This window comes from Azospirillum argentinense (assembly GCF_000632475.1).
GTDB lineage: Bacteria > Pseudomonadota > Alphaproteobacteria > Azospirillales > Azospirillaceae > Azospirillum > Azospirillum baldaniorum.
In genome coordinates this window covers 95,324-108,833 of the sequence record NZ_CP007795.1, presented here as the reverse complement: position 1 = coordinate 108,833, position 13,510 = coordinate 95,324, and the positions used below count along the sequence as shown (strand labels likewise).

Genomic DNA, 13,510 nt, shown 5'->3' with positions numbered 1-13,510 from the left:
AGGCCGCTCAGGGATTGGCCGTCAGCCGCGGCCCGAACGCAGGGGCGGGCGCGGAGATCGGCGTGATGGAGGAGCGCGGCAGACCCGCGCCGGAAATCGGACCGGAAATCGGAGACTCGTCGGCGGGAGCGTTCAGCACGCCCAGCGACGACTCGACGGCGCGGCCGGTCAGTTCCTCGGTCGAGCAGATGCCCGCCACATAGACCGGCGCCGGGCCGAGAACCGCGGTGCCGCGGCGGGACAGCTTGTCGTGCATCAGCGGCATCACGTTGTCGATGCCGGCCAGGCCGAGGCCCCCTTTGGCGTCGATGGCCATCATGTCGTGCATGCACATCTTGCCCGGCTCGACGCACATCCCGACGATGGCCCTGAACAGGCCCGAGTCGACGGCGCCGTAGCGGCGCACCGGCTCGTTCTCGCTGGGGCGCTCAAGCTGGAGGTAGCCGTCGCGGTCGAGCTTGCCGCCGCCCGCCTTGATGTCCGCCACCCACTTGTCGAAGCCGTCGGCGGCCAGACCGTGGAAGGTGAAGCGCATGTGCGAGAAGCCGGCGCCGCTGTAGTTGGCGGAGAAGCCCTTGTAGCTGCCCGGCTCGTTGATGACGGCGTGCAGCTTCGTCTCCATGCCGGCCATGGCGTAGATCTGCCCGGCAAGCGCCGGGATGTAGAAGGAGTTCATCACCGTGGAGGAGGTGATGTTGAAGCGGATCGGGCGGTCCACCGGGGCGGCCACCTCGTTCACCGTGGCGATGCCGTATTCCGGGTAGATGAACAGCCACTTCCAGTCGAGCGCCACGACGTTGACGTCGAGCATCTTGGTATCGGCCGGAACCGGGCGCCCGGCGGCGATGCGGTCGAGCGGGCGGTAGGGGTCGAGCAGGTGGGTCGCCATCCAGGTGAGGGCGCCCAGGCAGATGATGATGAGCAGCGGGGCCGCCCAGATCACCAGCTCCAGCTGCGTCGAATGGTCCCAATCCGGGTCGTACTGGGCCGTGCTATTCGACTGGCGGTAGCGCCACGCGAACAGCACCGTCAGCACCATCACCGGAATGATGATGAGAAGCATCAGGAGGGTGGAAATGGTGATGAGGTTGGCCTGTTGGCTCGCCACGTCGCCGGACGGGCTCATCACCACAAGGTTGCAGCCGCTCAAAACCGCCATCAGCGGCAAGAGGGCCAAGGCGCGGAAACGGGTCAAGGCAGGACCTGTCAGCAGGGGTTCGCTTTGGATTTGGGCGAAGAGCTAACCCCCACGGGCCGGGTCGGACATTGGACAATTTGTCCAATGCGCCGCGATTCCGCGCCGCCATTGACGCACATCAAGGCAATGCGTCCATGGGCGTGGCAGAATGCCGTTGCGGTGCCTATTTAATTCCCTCTGACGCAATTGCCAGACGGTGGGGGGACCATGGGATCATCGACCACGGCGACCGAACGGGATGCAAGATTGGTCAATGCCCGCGACCACCGGGTGAATCCCGGTGAAATCGCGATTGGCGTCATCATCGGACGGACGTCCGAATTCTTCGATTTTTTCGTTTATGCCATCGCTTCGGTGATCGTCTTCCCGAAGCTGGTCTTTCCCTATCTTGACCCGCTCACCGGAACGTTGTGGTCCTTCGCGATTTTCGCGCTGGCCTTCGTCGCCCGCCCGGTGGGCAGCATGCTGTTCATGGCGATCGACCGCGCACACGGGCGCGGCGCCAAGCTGACCCTCTCCCTGTTCCTGCTGGGAACCTCGACGGTCGCCATCGCCTTCCTGCCGAGCTACGAGCAGATCGGCGCGGCGGCGATCTGGCTGCTGGCGGCGGCCCGCATCGGCCAGGGTCTGGCGCTGGGCGGCGCCTGGGACGGCCTCGCCTCGCTGCTGGCGCTGAACGCGCCGGAGAGCCGCCGCGGCTGGTACGCCATGATTCCGCAGCTCGGCGCCCCCATCGGGCTGATCGTGGCGAGCGCCCTCTTCGCCTATTTCGCCGGCAACCTGTCGGCGGAGGATTTCTTCAGCTGGGGTTGGCGCTATCCGTTCTTCGTGGCCTTCGCCATCAACGTGGTGGCGCTGTTCGCGCGGCTGCGAATCGTGGTGACGCCGGAATACACCCACCTGTTCGAAAGCCGCGAGCTTCAGCCGGTCCCGGTGACCGAGATGCTGCGCAACGAGGGCATGCGCGTCGTTCTGGGCGCCTTCGCCCCGCTGGCCAGCTTTGCGCTGTTCCACATGGTCACCGTCTTCCCGCTGTCCTGGATCTTCCTCTACACGCAGGACACGCCGGCGGACTTCCTGCTGATCGAAGTGGTCGGGGCCTTCTTCGGGCTGGGGGCCATCATCGCCTCCGGCTGGATCGCCGACCGCATCGGCCGCCGCACCCTGCTGGGGAGCTGCGCCGCGGCCATCGCCGTGTTCAGCGGCGTGGCGCCCCTGCTGCTGAACGGCGGGCCGCTGGGCGAGCTGGTCTTCATGATCGTCGGCTTCGTGATCCTGGGCCTGTCCTTCGGCCAGTCGTCGGGCGTGGTCGCGTCGGGCTTCACCCAGCGCTACCGCTACACCGGCGCGGCCATCACTTCGGATCTCGCCTGGCTGTTCGGGGCGGGCTTCGCGCCGCTGGTGGCGCTGGTGCTGTCCGCCAACTACGGCCTGTTCTCGGCCGGCGCCTACCTGCTGTCGGGCGCGGTCTGCACGTTGCTGGCCCTGTGGCTCAACAAGACGCTGGCCAAGTGACCTGAACGAGCGTCGGGAACCGGATCAGCCTCATCCTTGCGGGATGCGGCGGTCCGGTTCCATCCTTTCATGCAATAGGCGAAGAATCACGACGACCGGCGGCTCGCCGGCCTGCTGGTCCATGGCGTAATAAAGCGTGTGGGCCGCAGCGCCGTGCCGGCCGGCGGCATGGTCCAGGTGAAAGGCGCGCAGGCCCGGCACAATGCGCCCACGGTCCCAGGAGCCGCCCCTGGCAGGGTTTGCGGCAACCATCTCGACCGCCTTGGCGATCAAGGCCTTGTAAATATCTCTCTGCTGCGCGCCGAATCGCTCCCTGGTTTCCCGCAGGACCATTGCAAAGTCCCGCTTCGCCGCATCAGTGACGCGGTAGGCGACCACGGATCAATCCTCGATGTCGTTCAGGATGTCGGCAATGGGGCGGTCGTCCAGACGGCCAGCCTTCCAATCGTCAACGCCCACCAGGATGGCGCGCCGGAGCATCTCCTGCTTCTCAAGCTCGACCGCCTTTTCCCGATGGAGCAGGCGAAGCGCCTCGCGCACGACTTCGCTCTGCGACGCGTAGCCGCCGCTTGCCACCTCCCGCTCGACGAAGGCGGCCAGCGCTTCGGGCAGGCTGATGTTCATGGTCGGCATGGACCACCTCCTTCCTCCGAAGGACATTTCGGGACGATTGGCAATCTTTGTCAAGCCACCCGGGGTCTTCAAGCGGGCCTGCAGGCGAACCTCTGGAACGGTCTCCGAAATTTCCCACTCGAACGCGCTTCTATACCCGGCGGCGGTACGCCGGAATCCCGCACGCCGGCTACCCCCGACTTTAATCGTCGTTAAGAGATCGGCGCGCATCCTGCCCTTACACACAGATCGGCAGGTCATCATGTCCCAGTACAATCCCGCTGTCGGCACCACCGAGACCGTTTCCTTCCCGCTCCCCCTCACCGCTCCGGCCCCGGCCAAGAAGCTGCGCGGCCTGCCGCTGGTCGCCCTGTGGGGTGGGCTGATCGCCGCTCCTTGGGTTGTCCTCTACCAAGCCGCCAAGCTGGTGTTCTGAGACTGGCGTTTCGAGGCCGGCGGTCTCAGGCCGACAGTTCGGCCATGATCTCCGGCACCTGGGCCAGCAGCTCGCGGGCCAGGAAACCCAGCGGGCCGCGGCGGGCCAGACGGTTGCCGGCCTCGCCATGCAGATGGACACCCCAGATCGCCGCCTGGGCCGGGTCGGCGCCCCGCGCGGCCAGCCCGGCGATGACGCCCGCCAGTGTGTCGCCCGACCCCGAGGTGGCAAGCCCGACATTGCCGCCGTCATAGGCCCACATGTGCCCGTCCGGCGTGGCGATGTGGGTGCAGGCCCCTTTCAGCACGACGATCACTTTGTGAAGGTCCGCAACGCGGCGGGCGGCGGCGGGCGGATCGGTCTCCACCTCTTCCCGGCTGACTCCGGACAAGCCGGCCATCTCGCCGGCGTGCGGCGTGATGATCGTCCGGCCGCCGCGGCGACACAGCGCTTCGTTGGCGTTGTCCAGGCCCATCAGCGCTTCGGCGTCGATGACCAGAACAGGGCCGCCCTCCCCGTCCAGCCCGGCGATCAGCGCGCCGGTCAGGTCGGCGACCGCAAGCTTGTCCATCATGCCGGGACCGATCAGCACCGCGGTGGAGCGGGCCGCCCGTTCGCACAACATATCCACGCAGTCGGGGGCGATGCCGCCCTCCGCCGTCTCCTGCAGACCGAGCACCAGCGCCTCCGGCACGGCGAGCCCGAGATGCGGGGCCACGCTGCGGCAGGTCGCCATCTGAAGCTTGCCCGCCCCGGCGCGCAGCGCCGCCGTCCCAGCCAGCAGCACGGCGCCCGGCACCTCCACGCTGCCGCCGATGACCAGCACCCGGCCCCGTCCGTCCTTGTCGGCACTGTCACCGGGGTGCGGAAGCGGCATGGACCGCAGCAAGTCGCGGGTGACCGGGATCGAGTCGTTCATCGGAAAATCGTTCATCGGATGGCGCTCATCGGACGGCCGTATTGGCGTCGGGTTCGGTGGTCAACGGCGCTCCGGCCACCTCCAGCGGGGCGACGAAGTTGTAACGGCGAAGCTGCATTCGCCCACTGTGCCCCTGGGCGGGATCGAAGGCGTATTCGGTGACCCCGCAATTCGCCACGTCGCCCTCGCGGTCGATGGCGAGGATCTGCTCCTCCGTCATGCCCTCCAGCAGGTAGCGCAGGCACAGCACGACGACCTGATGGCTGACCACCAGCACGCGCTGCCCACCATGGTGCAGGCTGATGGTGTCGAGCGCGCTGCGCAGCCGCAGGATCACGTCGCACCAGCTCTCGCCAGCCGGCGGGCGGAAGTAGAATTTGCCGAGGATGCGGCGGAACTCCGCCTGCTCGGGATGCTCCTGCGCGATGCCCAGCGCGGTCAGCCGGTCGAGGATGCCGAACTCCTTCTCGCGCAGCCGTTCGTCCACCACGAATTCCGTGGGTTCGACCGGCAGGCCACCCCCGGCGTGGATGATCTCCGCCGTCCTCCGGGCCCGCAGATAGGGGGAGGTCAGCACCACGTCGGGCCGCTCGCCCGGCGGCAGCGCGGCGAACCAGCGCGCCAGCGCTTCGGACTGCTGCTCCCCCTGGCGGCTGAGCGGCACATCGACGTCACGCTCGGCGATGTCGATCCGCCCCACCCCGGCGGCGTAGGCGGCGTCGCGCGCGACGTTGCCGGCGCTTTCCCCGTGACGGACGATCCACAACCTTTGCGGCCAGCGCTGCTGCATGGTGAACGACCCCTTCCCGCCTCAACCAAGGCTTTCAACGGGAAAAAGGCCGTTCCGTCACGCAGCGGCGCGTCTTTGTGCGATCAGGCCACGATCAGGCCGTCCGGCGCTCGAAGATGCGTTCGGCGGTGGACTTGCCGGGGCGCCAGGGCACGATGCTGATGGGGGCCGTCGGGTCGAGGCTGCCGTTCGCCCGCAGGCAGTCGATGGCGGCAAGCGGCTCGTCCCCATGGGGCAGGCCGGGCTGTTCGAGCAGATACCGGCGGTGGTTGTCGGTCACCGCCCAACCCGGCGGACGACCCAGCGGGCTGGTGGCGACCACGCCGATGGGTTCGGAAACGAGCCACGCCTCGTCCGTGACGCTCCAGCCGACGAGGCGGCGTTCGCCGGGACCTGTCCCGGCACTGCCCATACCGACACCGATGTCGAGCCAGGCCCACTGGCGCAGGCGGGTGGTGCGGTCACCATCGACGCATACGAACATGATCCCATCCTCTCCCGTCAAGAACCGGTCAGGTGGGTATTGTTCTTCTTTTGTTCTGACTCCGCAAGCGGATTCCGCACCCGGTCAGTCCGGATTCCTGCGGGGAATGTCCTTGTAAAAGATGTGGGTGCCGCGGCCCGCCTGCTTGGCCCGGTACATCGCGCCGTCCGCGGCCACCAGCAGACTGCGGGCGTCCGACCCGTCGGCGGGGGACAGGGCGATGCCGACGCTGGCGCCGATCACGGCGGTGTCTGTCTGGAACGGGCCCTGCACCGGGATGGGCAGCGCCACCGCCTCCACGATCTTCGCCGCCACGCCCCCGGCGTCCGCGGCGGAGGTCACATCCTCCAGCACGATGGTGAACTCGTCACCGCCGACGCGGGCCACCGTGTCGCTGCGCCGCAGGCAGCCAGCGATCCGCGCCGCGGCGATGCGCAGCACCTCGTCCCCGCAGTCGTGCCCCATCCGGTCGTTGACCGCCTTGAAGCCGTCCAGGTCGATGAACAGCAGGGCCAAGGATCGCCCGGAGCGCCGCGACCGGGCCAGCGCCACGTCCAGCCGGTCGAAGAGGAGGCGGCGGTTGGGCAGGCCGGTCAGGGCGTCGTGGTTGGCGAGGTGGTCCTTCTCCGCCTCGCTCCGCCGCAGATCCTCCTCGGCGGCCTTACGGAGCGTGATGTCCCGTCCGACGCCGACCAGGCCGAGAAGCTCGTTGCCGGCGTCGCGAATCGGCGCCTTCAGGATTTCCACCCAGATCCGCCCGCCATCGGGCAGCGGGATGCTCTCCTCGTTGCGCCGCGGCTGGTCCTCGGCATAGACCGAAGCGTCGCCCGCGCGGATGCCGTCGGCCATCTCGTGAGGCCATATCTCGTGACTGTCCAACCCGATCAGCTGCTCCAGGGGGCGCCCGGTCCAGGAGGCGAAGGCGCGGTTGGCCTTGCGCAGCACGCCGTCCCGGTCCTTGAAGAAGACGGCGTCGGGGATGGTGTCGATGATCCCCTGCAAAAGGGCGTGCTGCCTCAGAAGCTGCTTCTCCGTCTGCCGCCGCTCGGTGATGTCGCGGGCGATGCCGACGACGCCCAGCATCTTGCCGCTGCGGTCGAGGCAGACGGCCTTGGCGGTCTCCATCAGCACGCGGCGGCCGTCGGGATGGACGAACCATTCCTCGCTGCGGGAGAAGCCCTTCTGCATGGCGATCTGGTCGGTCCGCCGCCGCCGCACCGCGGTCTCCGCGTCGAACAGCCGATGGTCGGTCAGCCCCAGCGGCGGCCGCCCCGCATAGTCGAGCATCGCCCGGTTGACCTTGAGGTAGGTGCCGTTCACGTCCTTGAAGAAGACGATGTCCGGCATCGAGTCGATCAGGCTTTGCAGCATGGCGCGCTCGCGGTCGAGCGCCTCGGTGTCGGTGCCGCCATGGTCCGGATCGGCCACGGGAGCGGCGAGCTGCGCCTCGTGCAGGATGCCCAGGCTCCCGTCCGGCAGCGCCATGCCGCTGCGCCGCACCCAGGCGCTCACCGGACGCCCCTTGGGGTAGAAGGTCCAGCGCCCCGCCACCGATTCCCCTTCGGCCCGGGGCGCCCCCTCCGGCTGGCTGCCAAACTCGCGGCCCTGGAAGTCGGCGAGCGACGCGGCGTTCCACAGCTCCAGGGCGGCGCGGTTGCCCCAGACCATCCGCCCGCGGCCGCTGTCATGCAGCCAGACCGGCGCCCACAGCGCGTCGAGCAGGGGAAGGTCGGCAACGGTCATTGGGGCTGTCACCGGGCGGTCCGCCGACGCGCACGCCTCCCCGCCGGGAGCGCCGACCCCGGACTGGTTTTGATCCGCCTGATGACCCATGGTGGTCGCCGCCGCCTCGGCACGAAGAAAGCACCGGACGGCTTTCTAGCATAATTCGAGGCAATCTTCTCCTGCTACCGCGAGAGGCCGCGCGCTTTCACCAGCCCCGCCATTTTCCATACTCCTGCACGAAGTCGCGGACGATTGCTTCCCGCCCGGCGAGCGCCGGCAACAATTGTTTGTGCAGGCCGCCACGCAGGATCACCTCGACGCGCATCTGCCACCGTTCGTCAGCCTCCTTCAGATCGGTAAAGGCGAAGGTCAGCGGGTGGTAGGCCCGCGCGCGGATGTCGTAGCTGAACTCCTCCTCCCCGTCGCGCAGGACGGCCAGCCCGGCGTTGAAGGGGCCGACCTCGATGACCGCCCGGCGGCCCAGCCGTTCCAACTCCGTCGCGATGTCGCGGAAGGCCGGCTCGACCGTGTCGGCGATGAAGCGGGCGACCTCGCGCCGCGCCACGGCGGCACCGGGCGGAGCCGCCGCCGCGATGGCTCCCTTGCGCCCGATCACGGCGGCCAGTTGCTGGCGCCAGTCGCCGTCGCCCACCGGCTGCACCGGGGCGCCGCCCTCCGACGCGGTGGGCACCCGCGCCACCCGCCGGCCCGGCCCGGCCCGGCGCTCCGCCCGCAGGCTGGTCACCAGCCCGACGCACATCAGCACCATGACCACCGCGAAGGGCAGCGCCGTCGTCACCGCCGCCGTCTGAAGCGCCTGCAACCCGCCGACCAGAAGCAGCACCGCCGCCACCACGCCCGACAGCACCGCCCAGAAGATGCGCGTGGCGATGGGCGGGTCCTGGTTGCCGCCGGACCCGATGATGTCGATCACCAAGGCGCCGGAGTCGGCGGAGGTGACGAAGAAGGTGACGACGATCAGCGTCGCCAGGGCCGAGGTGATCACGCTGAGCGGCAGGCGGTCCAGCATGACGAACAGGGCCGTTGGCACGTTCTCCTGCACCGCCGCCGCCATGCCGCCGCCTTCGAACATCTCCATATGGATCGCCGTCTCGCCGAACACGGTGAACCAGACAAAGGTCAGCGCCACCGGAGCGAACAGCACGCCGCCAATGAATTCACGGATGGTGCGGCCACGCGACACCCGCGCGATGAACATCCCGACGAAGGGCGCCCAGGAAATCCACCAGCCCCAGTAAAACATCGTCCAGCTCGCCTGCCACTCCGCCCCGGTGTAGGGCAGCGTGCGGAAGCTGGTGTAGGGCAAGGTCCACAGGTAACGCCCGATGCTTTCCACCAGCGTGGACAGCAGGAACACCGACGGGCCGAGCAGGAAGACGAACAGCAGGAGCAGCAACCCCGCCAGCATGTTCAGCTCGCTGAGCCGGCGGATGCCCCGCCCGACCCCACTGACCGCCGAGGCGGTGGCGATCGCCGTGATGACGGCGATCAGCACCATCTGCTGCATCGTCCCGATGCTGACCAGCCCGAGGTAATCGAGCCCGGCGTTGATCTGCATGACCCCCAGCCCAAGCGAGGTGGCGATGCCGAACAGCGTGCCGACGATCGCCACGATGTCCACCAGATGGCCGGGCCAGCCGCTCAGCCGGTCGCCCAACAGCGGGTAGAGCGCCGACCGGATGGTCAGGGGCAGGTCGTGCCGGTAGGCAAAATAGCCCAGCGACAGGCCGACCGTGATGTAGATGCCCCAGGCGTGCAGCCCCCAATGCAGGAAGGCCAGATTCATCGCCTCCCGCGCCGCATCGGGGCTTCCCGCCTCGCCGACGCGCGGGTTGGCGAAATGCAGCACCGGCTCCGCCACGCCGTAGAACAGCAGGCCGATCCCCATGCCGGCGCTGAACAGCATGGCGAACCACGTCAGGTAGCTGAATTCCGGCTCGTCATCGTCCTTGCCGAGCTTGATCGACCCGTAGGGACTGAAAAACAACCAAAGAGCGAATAAGAGGAATCCCGCCACGGACAGTATGTAGAACCAGCCGAAGTTGCCGACGATGGCCGACTGAAGAACGGAAATGCGCGCCCCGAATGGTTCGGTGAAGACGCTGGCGAGAAGGACGAACAGGAGAATCAGCCCTGCTGCGGTGAAGGAGACGGTTTTGTTGATCCCGTGCATGGTTTTTCTCCGGGTCCGGGCAGCGCACCCGAATCCGAGGCGCGGCGTCTTGGCCCCCACAACGGATCAACCCGGCCGGAGTTTCCAAAAAATGCCGCGCTCATGCTTCCGACGCTCGGCGGCCGCACCGGCTATTCCGGGCGGGCGCCGCCTTTGCGTTCCGACCGCAGGCGCCGCCGCAGGACCAGCGCGTACCAAGCCAGCAGGACCGTGGTGAACAGCGACAAGGTGAAGGACACACCATCCGGCCGCAGGTCGTAGCCCGTGGCGCCGCCGAACAGCGTCACCGAGCTGTCCCAGAGATAGGCGAGCAGCAGGATCAGCGTGTTGGTCCCCGACAGGCCGGTGGCGAGATAAAGCACAAGATGCATCCGTTGCCTCCCGAAGAGCCCTGACCGGCCATGCGCTTTTTCGTTGCGCGGTGTTGTTCTTGTCCGAAGCCCCGTCATCCTAGGCGCCTGGAGCGATCCTGTCAGCCATGGCCCACACCGAAAGCCCCCCGACCTGGACCCAGCGGCTCCTGCGCTACGGCACGGGGGTGCTCATCCTGGCCCTGCTGGCCGGGGCGCTGGTCATCCTGAACCGCTGGCTGGAGCAGTACAGCGTCGCCGACATCCGGCAGGCGCTGAACCGCATCACGGGCGTGCAGCTTCTCGCCGCCTCAGCGGCGGCGGCGGTCAGCTACTGGCTGCTGACGCTCTACGACCTGCTGGCCCTGCGCCACCTGCGGCGGCCCCTTCCCTACCGCTGGGTGGCCTTCACCGCCTTCACCAGCTACGCCTTCAGCCACAGCCTGGGCTTCGCCAGCATCATCGGGGCGACCGTGCGCTACCGCCTCTACGCGCCGCATGGGCTGGGCGGGGTGGAGGTGGCGCAGGTGACGCTGTTCGTCGTCACCACCTTTATGCTCGGGCTGGCGACGGTGATGCCGGTGGTCATGCTGATTGACCCCACGGCGCTGAAGGCGCTGCACGTCCCGCCGGGAAGCGCCTTCCTGCTGGGGCTGGCGGCGCTGGTGATCCTGGTGGCCTACGCGGTGGGCGGCTTCTGGCTGCGCCGGCCGCTGCGGGTGTTCGGGCACGCCATCGCCTTCCCCCGCCCGTCCATCGCGGTTCGGCAGCTCCTGCTCGGGCTGTGCGACCTGTCGCTGGCCGCGCTGGTCCTCTATCTCTGCCTGCCGCCGAGCGACGCGGTGAGCTACGCCGACGTGCTGGTCGCCTTCGGGCTGGCGCTGGTCGCCGGCATCATCAGCCATGTGCCGGGGGGGCTGGGCGTGTTCGACGCCATCGTCCTGGTCAGCCTGACCCCGGCCATGCCCGGCAACGACGTTATGGCGGGGCTTCTGGTCTTCCGCCTGATCTATTATCTGGCGCCGCTGGTGATCGCCGGGCTGATGTTCGGCGGGGTGGAGGCCTTTCAGGCCCGGCGCCGCATCGGCGGGCTGTCGCGGGGCATCTCCGCCGCCATCAGCCCGGCGGTGCCGCTGGTGCTGGCCGCCTGCATCTTCATCACCGGGGCCTTCCTGCTGTTCTCGCGCGCCACGCCGGAGGAAACGCTGCCCGCCCCCTTCGACGCCACGGCGCTGCCGCTGGTGGAGATGTCGCACTTCACCGGCAGCGTCGCCGGGGTGCTGCTGATCCTGCTGGCCCACGCGGTGCAGCGGCGGCTGCACGCCGCCTGGGTGCTGTCGCTGGTGCTGCTGGCCACCGGCTGCGCCTCCGCCCTGCTGAAGGGCGGCGACTGGCCGGAGGCCATCGTGCCGGGGCTGATCTTCCTGGCCCTGTTGCCGGCCCGCAAGGAGTTCCACCGCCGCGGCAACATCCTGCGCAACCCCCTGACGCCGAGTTGGTTCATCGCGACCGGCGTGGCGCTGGCCAGCGCCTTCTGGCTCGGCCTGTTCTCCTACAAGCACATCGCCTTCAGCGACGAGCTGTGGTGGCATTTCACCCTGCACGGCGACGCCTCCCGCTTCCTGCGGGCGTCGGTGGCGGTCGGGGTGATCGCGCTCGGCGCTGCGCTCGTCCATCTGGTGTCGGCAGCCAGCCGCGACCCGCAGGAACGGGAGCAGGAGGAGAAGCCCCCCGGCCCCCTCACCGCCGCCAGAAGGACGGACTGAGCACGACCAGGATGGTGAAGAACTCCAGCCGCCCCAGCAGCATGCCGGCGGCCAGCGCCCATTTGGCGCCATCCGGCATGGTGGCGTAGTTGCCGACCGGCCCGATGGTCGGGCCGAGGCCGGGGCCGACGTTGCTGACCGCCGTCGCCGCCCCCGACAGGGCGGACACCACGTCGACCCCGAGGAAGGCCAGGACGAAGGCCAGCACGAACACCGACATCAGGTAGACGAAGCCGAAGCTCATCACCGAGATCATCACGTCGGCGCTGACCGGCTTGCCGTTGTAGTTGAGCGGGATCACCAGATTGGGGCTGTAGAGGCGGCGCTGGAGCGCGCGCAGCACGATGAACAGGATCTCGAACCGGAAGATCTTCAGCCCGCCCGAGGTCGATCCGGTGCAGCCGCCGACGAAGGTCAGGATGAAGAAGACCACCGACGCCAACGGCCCCCACCGCTCATAGTCGATGGAGGCGTAGCCGGTGGTGGTGACCACCGAGACGACGCTGAAGGTGGTCACGCGGATGGCGTCGTCCCACGGCACGCCCCGCGTCAGCGTCAGCCAGACCGACATTCCGAAGGACACCGCCGCGAGGAAACCGAGATACCAGCGGATCTGCGTGTCCGCCCAGAAGCTGGCCGCCCGCCCCTGGGCAAGGCTGATGAAGCGGACGAAGGGCATGCCGCCCAGCACCATGAAGATCACCAGCACCCACTCGATGGCCGGGCTGTTCCAGCTGGCGATGGACGCGTCGCGAGTGGAGAAGCCGCCGGTGGACACCGCGGTCATCGCGTGGTTGACGGCGTCGAACCAGGACATCCCGGCATAGGCGAGCATCACCGTGCAGACCGCGGTCAGGCACAGGTAGATCCAGCCCACCGCGATGGCGAGGTCACTGGCCCGCGGGGTCACCTTGTCCGACCGGTCGGAGGATTCCGAGCGGAAGAGCTGCATGCCGCCGACCTGGAGGAAGGGCAGGATGGCGATGGCCATGCCGATGATGCCGATGCCGCCCAGCCATTGCAGCAGCGACCGCCACAGCAGCAGCCCCGGCGCCAGACCGTCCAGCCCGGAGATCACCGTAGCCCCGGTGGCGGTCAGCGACGACATCGCCTCGAAATAGGCGTCGGCCGCCGACAGGTCGATCTGCGACACCATGAAAGGCACAGCGGCGAAGGCGCAGATGACCACCCAGGACAGGGCGGTCAGCAGAAAGGCCTGCCGGAGGTTCAGCGCGATCCGGTCCATGCGGTTGGCCAGCATGAACTGGACGCCGAAGAACAGGGTCAGGGCGAAGGCGATGGCGAAGACCATCCAGTCCGGGTTGCCGGCCGCCAGATCGACGGACATCGGAAGCAGCATCGCAACGGCCAGGACGCTGAGAAGCGCGCCGATGATGAAGAAGACGGGGCGGGTGTCGAAACCAGTCATGCACGGGCCATAGCCGATCGGAATTGCGGCCTAAGTTGTCACGATTGCGACGCTTCGGCATGCCCGAAGCACGCCGCAGGGCGATTTTCCCA

At 68.2% G+C, this 13,510-nt stretch carries 13 protein-coding genes; 3 read left to right on the top strand and 10 right to left on the bottom strand.

The genetic code is table 11. The features are described from left to right. Window positions 1–7: 7 nt before the first annotated feature. Window positions 8–1,195, bottom strand: coding sequence for a ubiquinol oxidase subunit II (gene cyoA, locus ABAZ39_RS23050; protein WP_040136118.1), 1,188 nt, complete (start codon window positions 1,193–1,195; stop codon window positions 8–10). A gap of 210 nt (window positions 1,196–1,405) precedes the next feature. Here cyoA and ABAZ39_RS23045 point away from each other — a divergent pair, with 210 nt between their 5' ends. Further along, a complete protein-coding gene (locus tag ABAZ39_RS23045; RefSeq protein WP_051658432.1) occupies window positions 1,406–2,713 on the top strand; it encodes an MFS transporter in 1,308 nt (435 codons plus the stop codon). A 30-nt stretch (window positions 2,714–2,743) separates the two neighbouring features. On the opposite strand, the gene ABAZ39_RS23040 is transcribed toward ABAZ39_RS23045, so the two are convergent. Together ABAZ39_RS23040 and ABAZ39_RS23035 are read right to left on the bottom strand one after the other, a co-directional pair. Then, window positions 2,744–3,091 carry a type II toxin-antitoxin system RelE/ParE family toxin gene (locus tag ABAZ39_RS23040; protein ID WP_040136115.1) on the bottom strand — a complete coding sequence of 116 codons (348 nt, stop codon included), beginning with the start codon at window positions 3,089–3,091 and terminating at the stop codon, window positions 2,744–2,746. 3 nt (window positions 3,092–3,094) lie between these two features. Then, complete coding sequence (locus ABAZ39_RS23035; protein ID WP_040136113.1) at window positions 3,095–3,346, bottom strand: type II toxin-antitoxin system ParD family antitoxin; 252 nt, start codon at window positions 3,344–3,346, stop codon at window positions 3,095–3,097. A gap of 241 nt (window positions 3,347–3,587) precedes the next feature. On the opposite strand from ABAZ39_RS23035, the gene ABAZ39_RS36605 reads away from it, so the two are divergent. After that, entirely contained in the window at window positions 3,588–3,761 is a 174-nt protein-coding gene (locus tag ABAZ39_RS36605; RefSeq protein ID WP_167555932.1) for a hypothetical protein, read from the top strand. A gap of 25 nt (window positions 3,762–3,786) precedes the next feature. Here the strand turns inward: ABAZ39_RS36605 and ABAZ39_RS23030 are convergent, their stop codons facing one another. The 6 genes from ABAZ39_RS23030 to ABAZ39_RS23005 form a co-directional block, all read right to left on the bottom strand. Further along, window positions 3,787–4,695: an NAD(P)H-hydrate dehydratase gene (locus ABAZ39_RS23030; protein WP_198129129.1), complete on the bottom strand. Its 909-nt coding sequence runs from the start codon at window positions 4,693–4,695 to the stop codon at window positions 3,787–3,789. A gap of 10 nt (window positions 4,696–4,705) precedes the next feature. Beyond that, the gene (locus ABAZ39_RS23025) at window positions 4,706–5,470 is read right to left on the bottom strand and encodes a histidine phosphatase family protein (protein WP_040136111.1); all 765 of its coding nucleotides are present in this window, start codon (window positions 5,468–5,470) and stop codon (window positions 4,706–4,708) included. A gap of 94 nt (window positions 5,471–5,564) precedes the next feature. Beyond that, window positions 5,565–5,954 carry a hypothetical protein gene (locus ABAZ39_RS23020; RefSeq protein ID WP_014241905.1) on the bottom strand — a complete coding sequence of 130 codons (390 nt, stop codon included), beginning with the start codon at window positions 5,952–5,954 and terminating at the stop codon, window positions 5,565–5,567. An 84-nt stretch (window positions 5,955–6,038) separates the two neighbouring features. Further along, window positions 6,039–7,697 carry a sensor domain-containing diguanylate cyclase gene (locus ABAZ39_RS33320; protein WP_051658431.1) on the bottom strand — a complete coding sequence of 553 codons (1,659 nt, stop codon included), beginning with the start codon at window positions 7,695–7,697 and terminating at the stop codon, window positions 6,039–6,041. Between the two features lie 187 nt (window positions 7,698–7,884). Then, window positions 7,885–9,873, bottom strand: coding sequence for a BCCT family transporter (locus ABAZ39_RS23010; RefSeq protein ID WP_040136109.1), 1,989 nt, complete (start codon window positions 9,871–9,873; stop codon window positions 7,885–7,887). A 131-nt stretch (window positions 9,874–10,004) separates the two neighbouring features. Beyond that, window positions 10,005–10,244 (bottom strand): hypothetical protein, encoded by a 240-nt coding sequence (locus tag ABAZ39_RS23005; protein WP_040136107.1) that lies wholly within the window; start codon window positions 10,242–10,244, stop codon window positions 10,005–10,007. A 107-nt stretch (window positions 10,245–10,351) separates the two neighbouring features. On the opposite strand from ABAZ39_RS23005, the gene ABAZ39_RS23000 reads away from it, so the two are divergent. Then, window positions 10,352–11,989: a lysylphosphatidylglycerol synthase domain-containing protein gene (locus ABAZ39_RS23000; protein WP_051658430.1), complete on the top strand. Its 1,638-nt coding sequence runs from the start codon at window positions 10,352–10,354 to the stop codon at window positions 11,987–11,989. On the opposite strand, the gene ABAZ39_RS22995 is transcribed toward ABAZ39_RS23000, so the two are convergent. After that, entirely contained in the window at window positions 11,964–13,418 is a 1,455-nt protein-coding gene (locus ABAZ39_RS22995; protein WP_040136105.1) for a TrkH family potassium uptake protein, read from the bottom strand. The two genes, ABAZ39_RS23000 and ABAZ39_RS22995, sit on opposite strands and share 26 nt — an antisense overlap. Between the last annotated feature and the right edge of the window lie 92 nt (window positions 13,419–13,510).

Excerpts from the sequence above, each read along its gene's own strand:
- ABAZ39_RS23020 (WP_014241905.1), bottom strand. The coding sequence starts at position 5,954 with ATGTTCGTATGCGTCGATGGTGACCGCACCACCCGCCTGCGCCAGTGG.
- ABAZ39_RS23005 (WP_040136107.1), bottom strand. The coding sequence starts at position 10,244 with ATGCATCTTGTGCTTTATCTCGCCACCGGCCTGTCGGGGACCAACACG.
- ABAZ39_RS23000 (WP_051658430.1), top strand. The coding sequence starts at position 10,352 with ATGGCCCACACCGAAAGCCCCCCGACCTGGACCCAGCGGCTCCTGCGC.
- ABAZ39_RS23025 (WP_040136111.1), bottom strand. The coding sequence starts at position 5,470 with ATGCAGCAGCGCTGGCCGCAAAGGTTGTGGATCGTCCGTCACGGGGAA.
- ABAZ39_RS23045 (WP_051658432.1), top strand. The coding sequence starts at position 1,406 with ATGGGATCATCGACCACGGCGACCGAACGGGATGCAAGATTGGTCAAT.
- ABAZ39_RS23030 (WP_198129129.1), bottom strand. The coding sequence starts at position 4,695 with ATGAACGATTTTCCGATGAACGACTCGATCCCGGTCACCCGCGACTTG.
- ABAZ39_RS36605 (WP_167555932.1), top strand. The coding sequence starts at position 3,588 with ATGTCCCAGTACAATCCCGCTGTCGGCACCACCGAGACCGTTTCCTTC.
- ABAZ39_RS33320 (WP_051658431.1), bottom strand. The coding sequence starts at position 7,697 with ATGACCGTTGCCGACCTTCCCCTGCTCGACGCGCTGTGGGCGCCGGTC.
- ABAZ39_RS23010 (WP_040136109.1), bottom strand. The coding sequence starts at position 9,873 with ATGCACGGGATCAACAAAACCGTCTCCTTCACCGCAGCAGGGCTGATT.
- ABAZ39_RS22995 (WP_040136105.1), bottom strand. The coding sequence starts at position 13,418 with ATGACTGGTTTCGACACCCGCCCCGTCTTCTTCATCATCGGCGCGCTT.
- ABAZ39_RS23035 (WP_040136113.1), bottom strand. The coding sequence starts at position 3,346 with ATGCCGACCATGAACATCAGCCTGCCCGAAGCGCTGGCCGCCTTCGTC.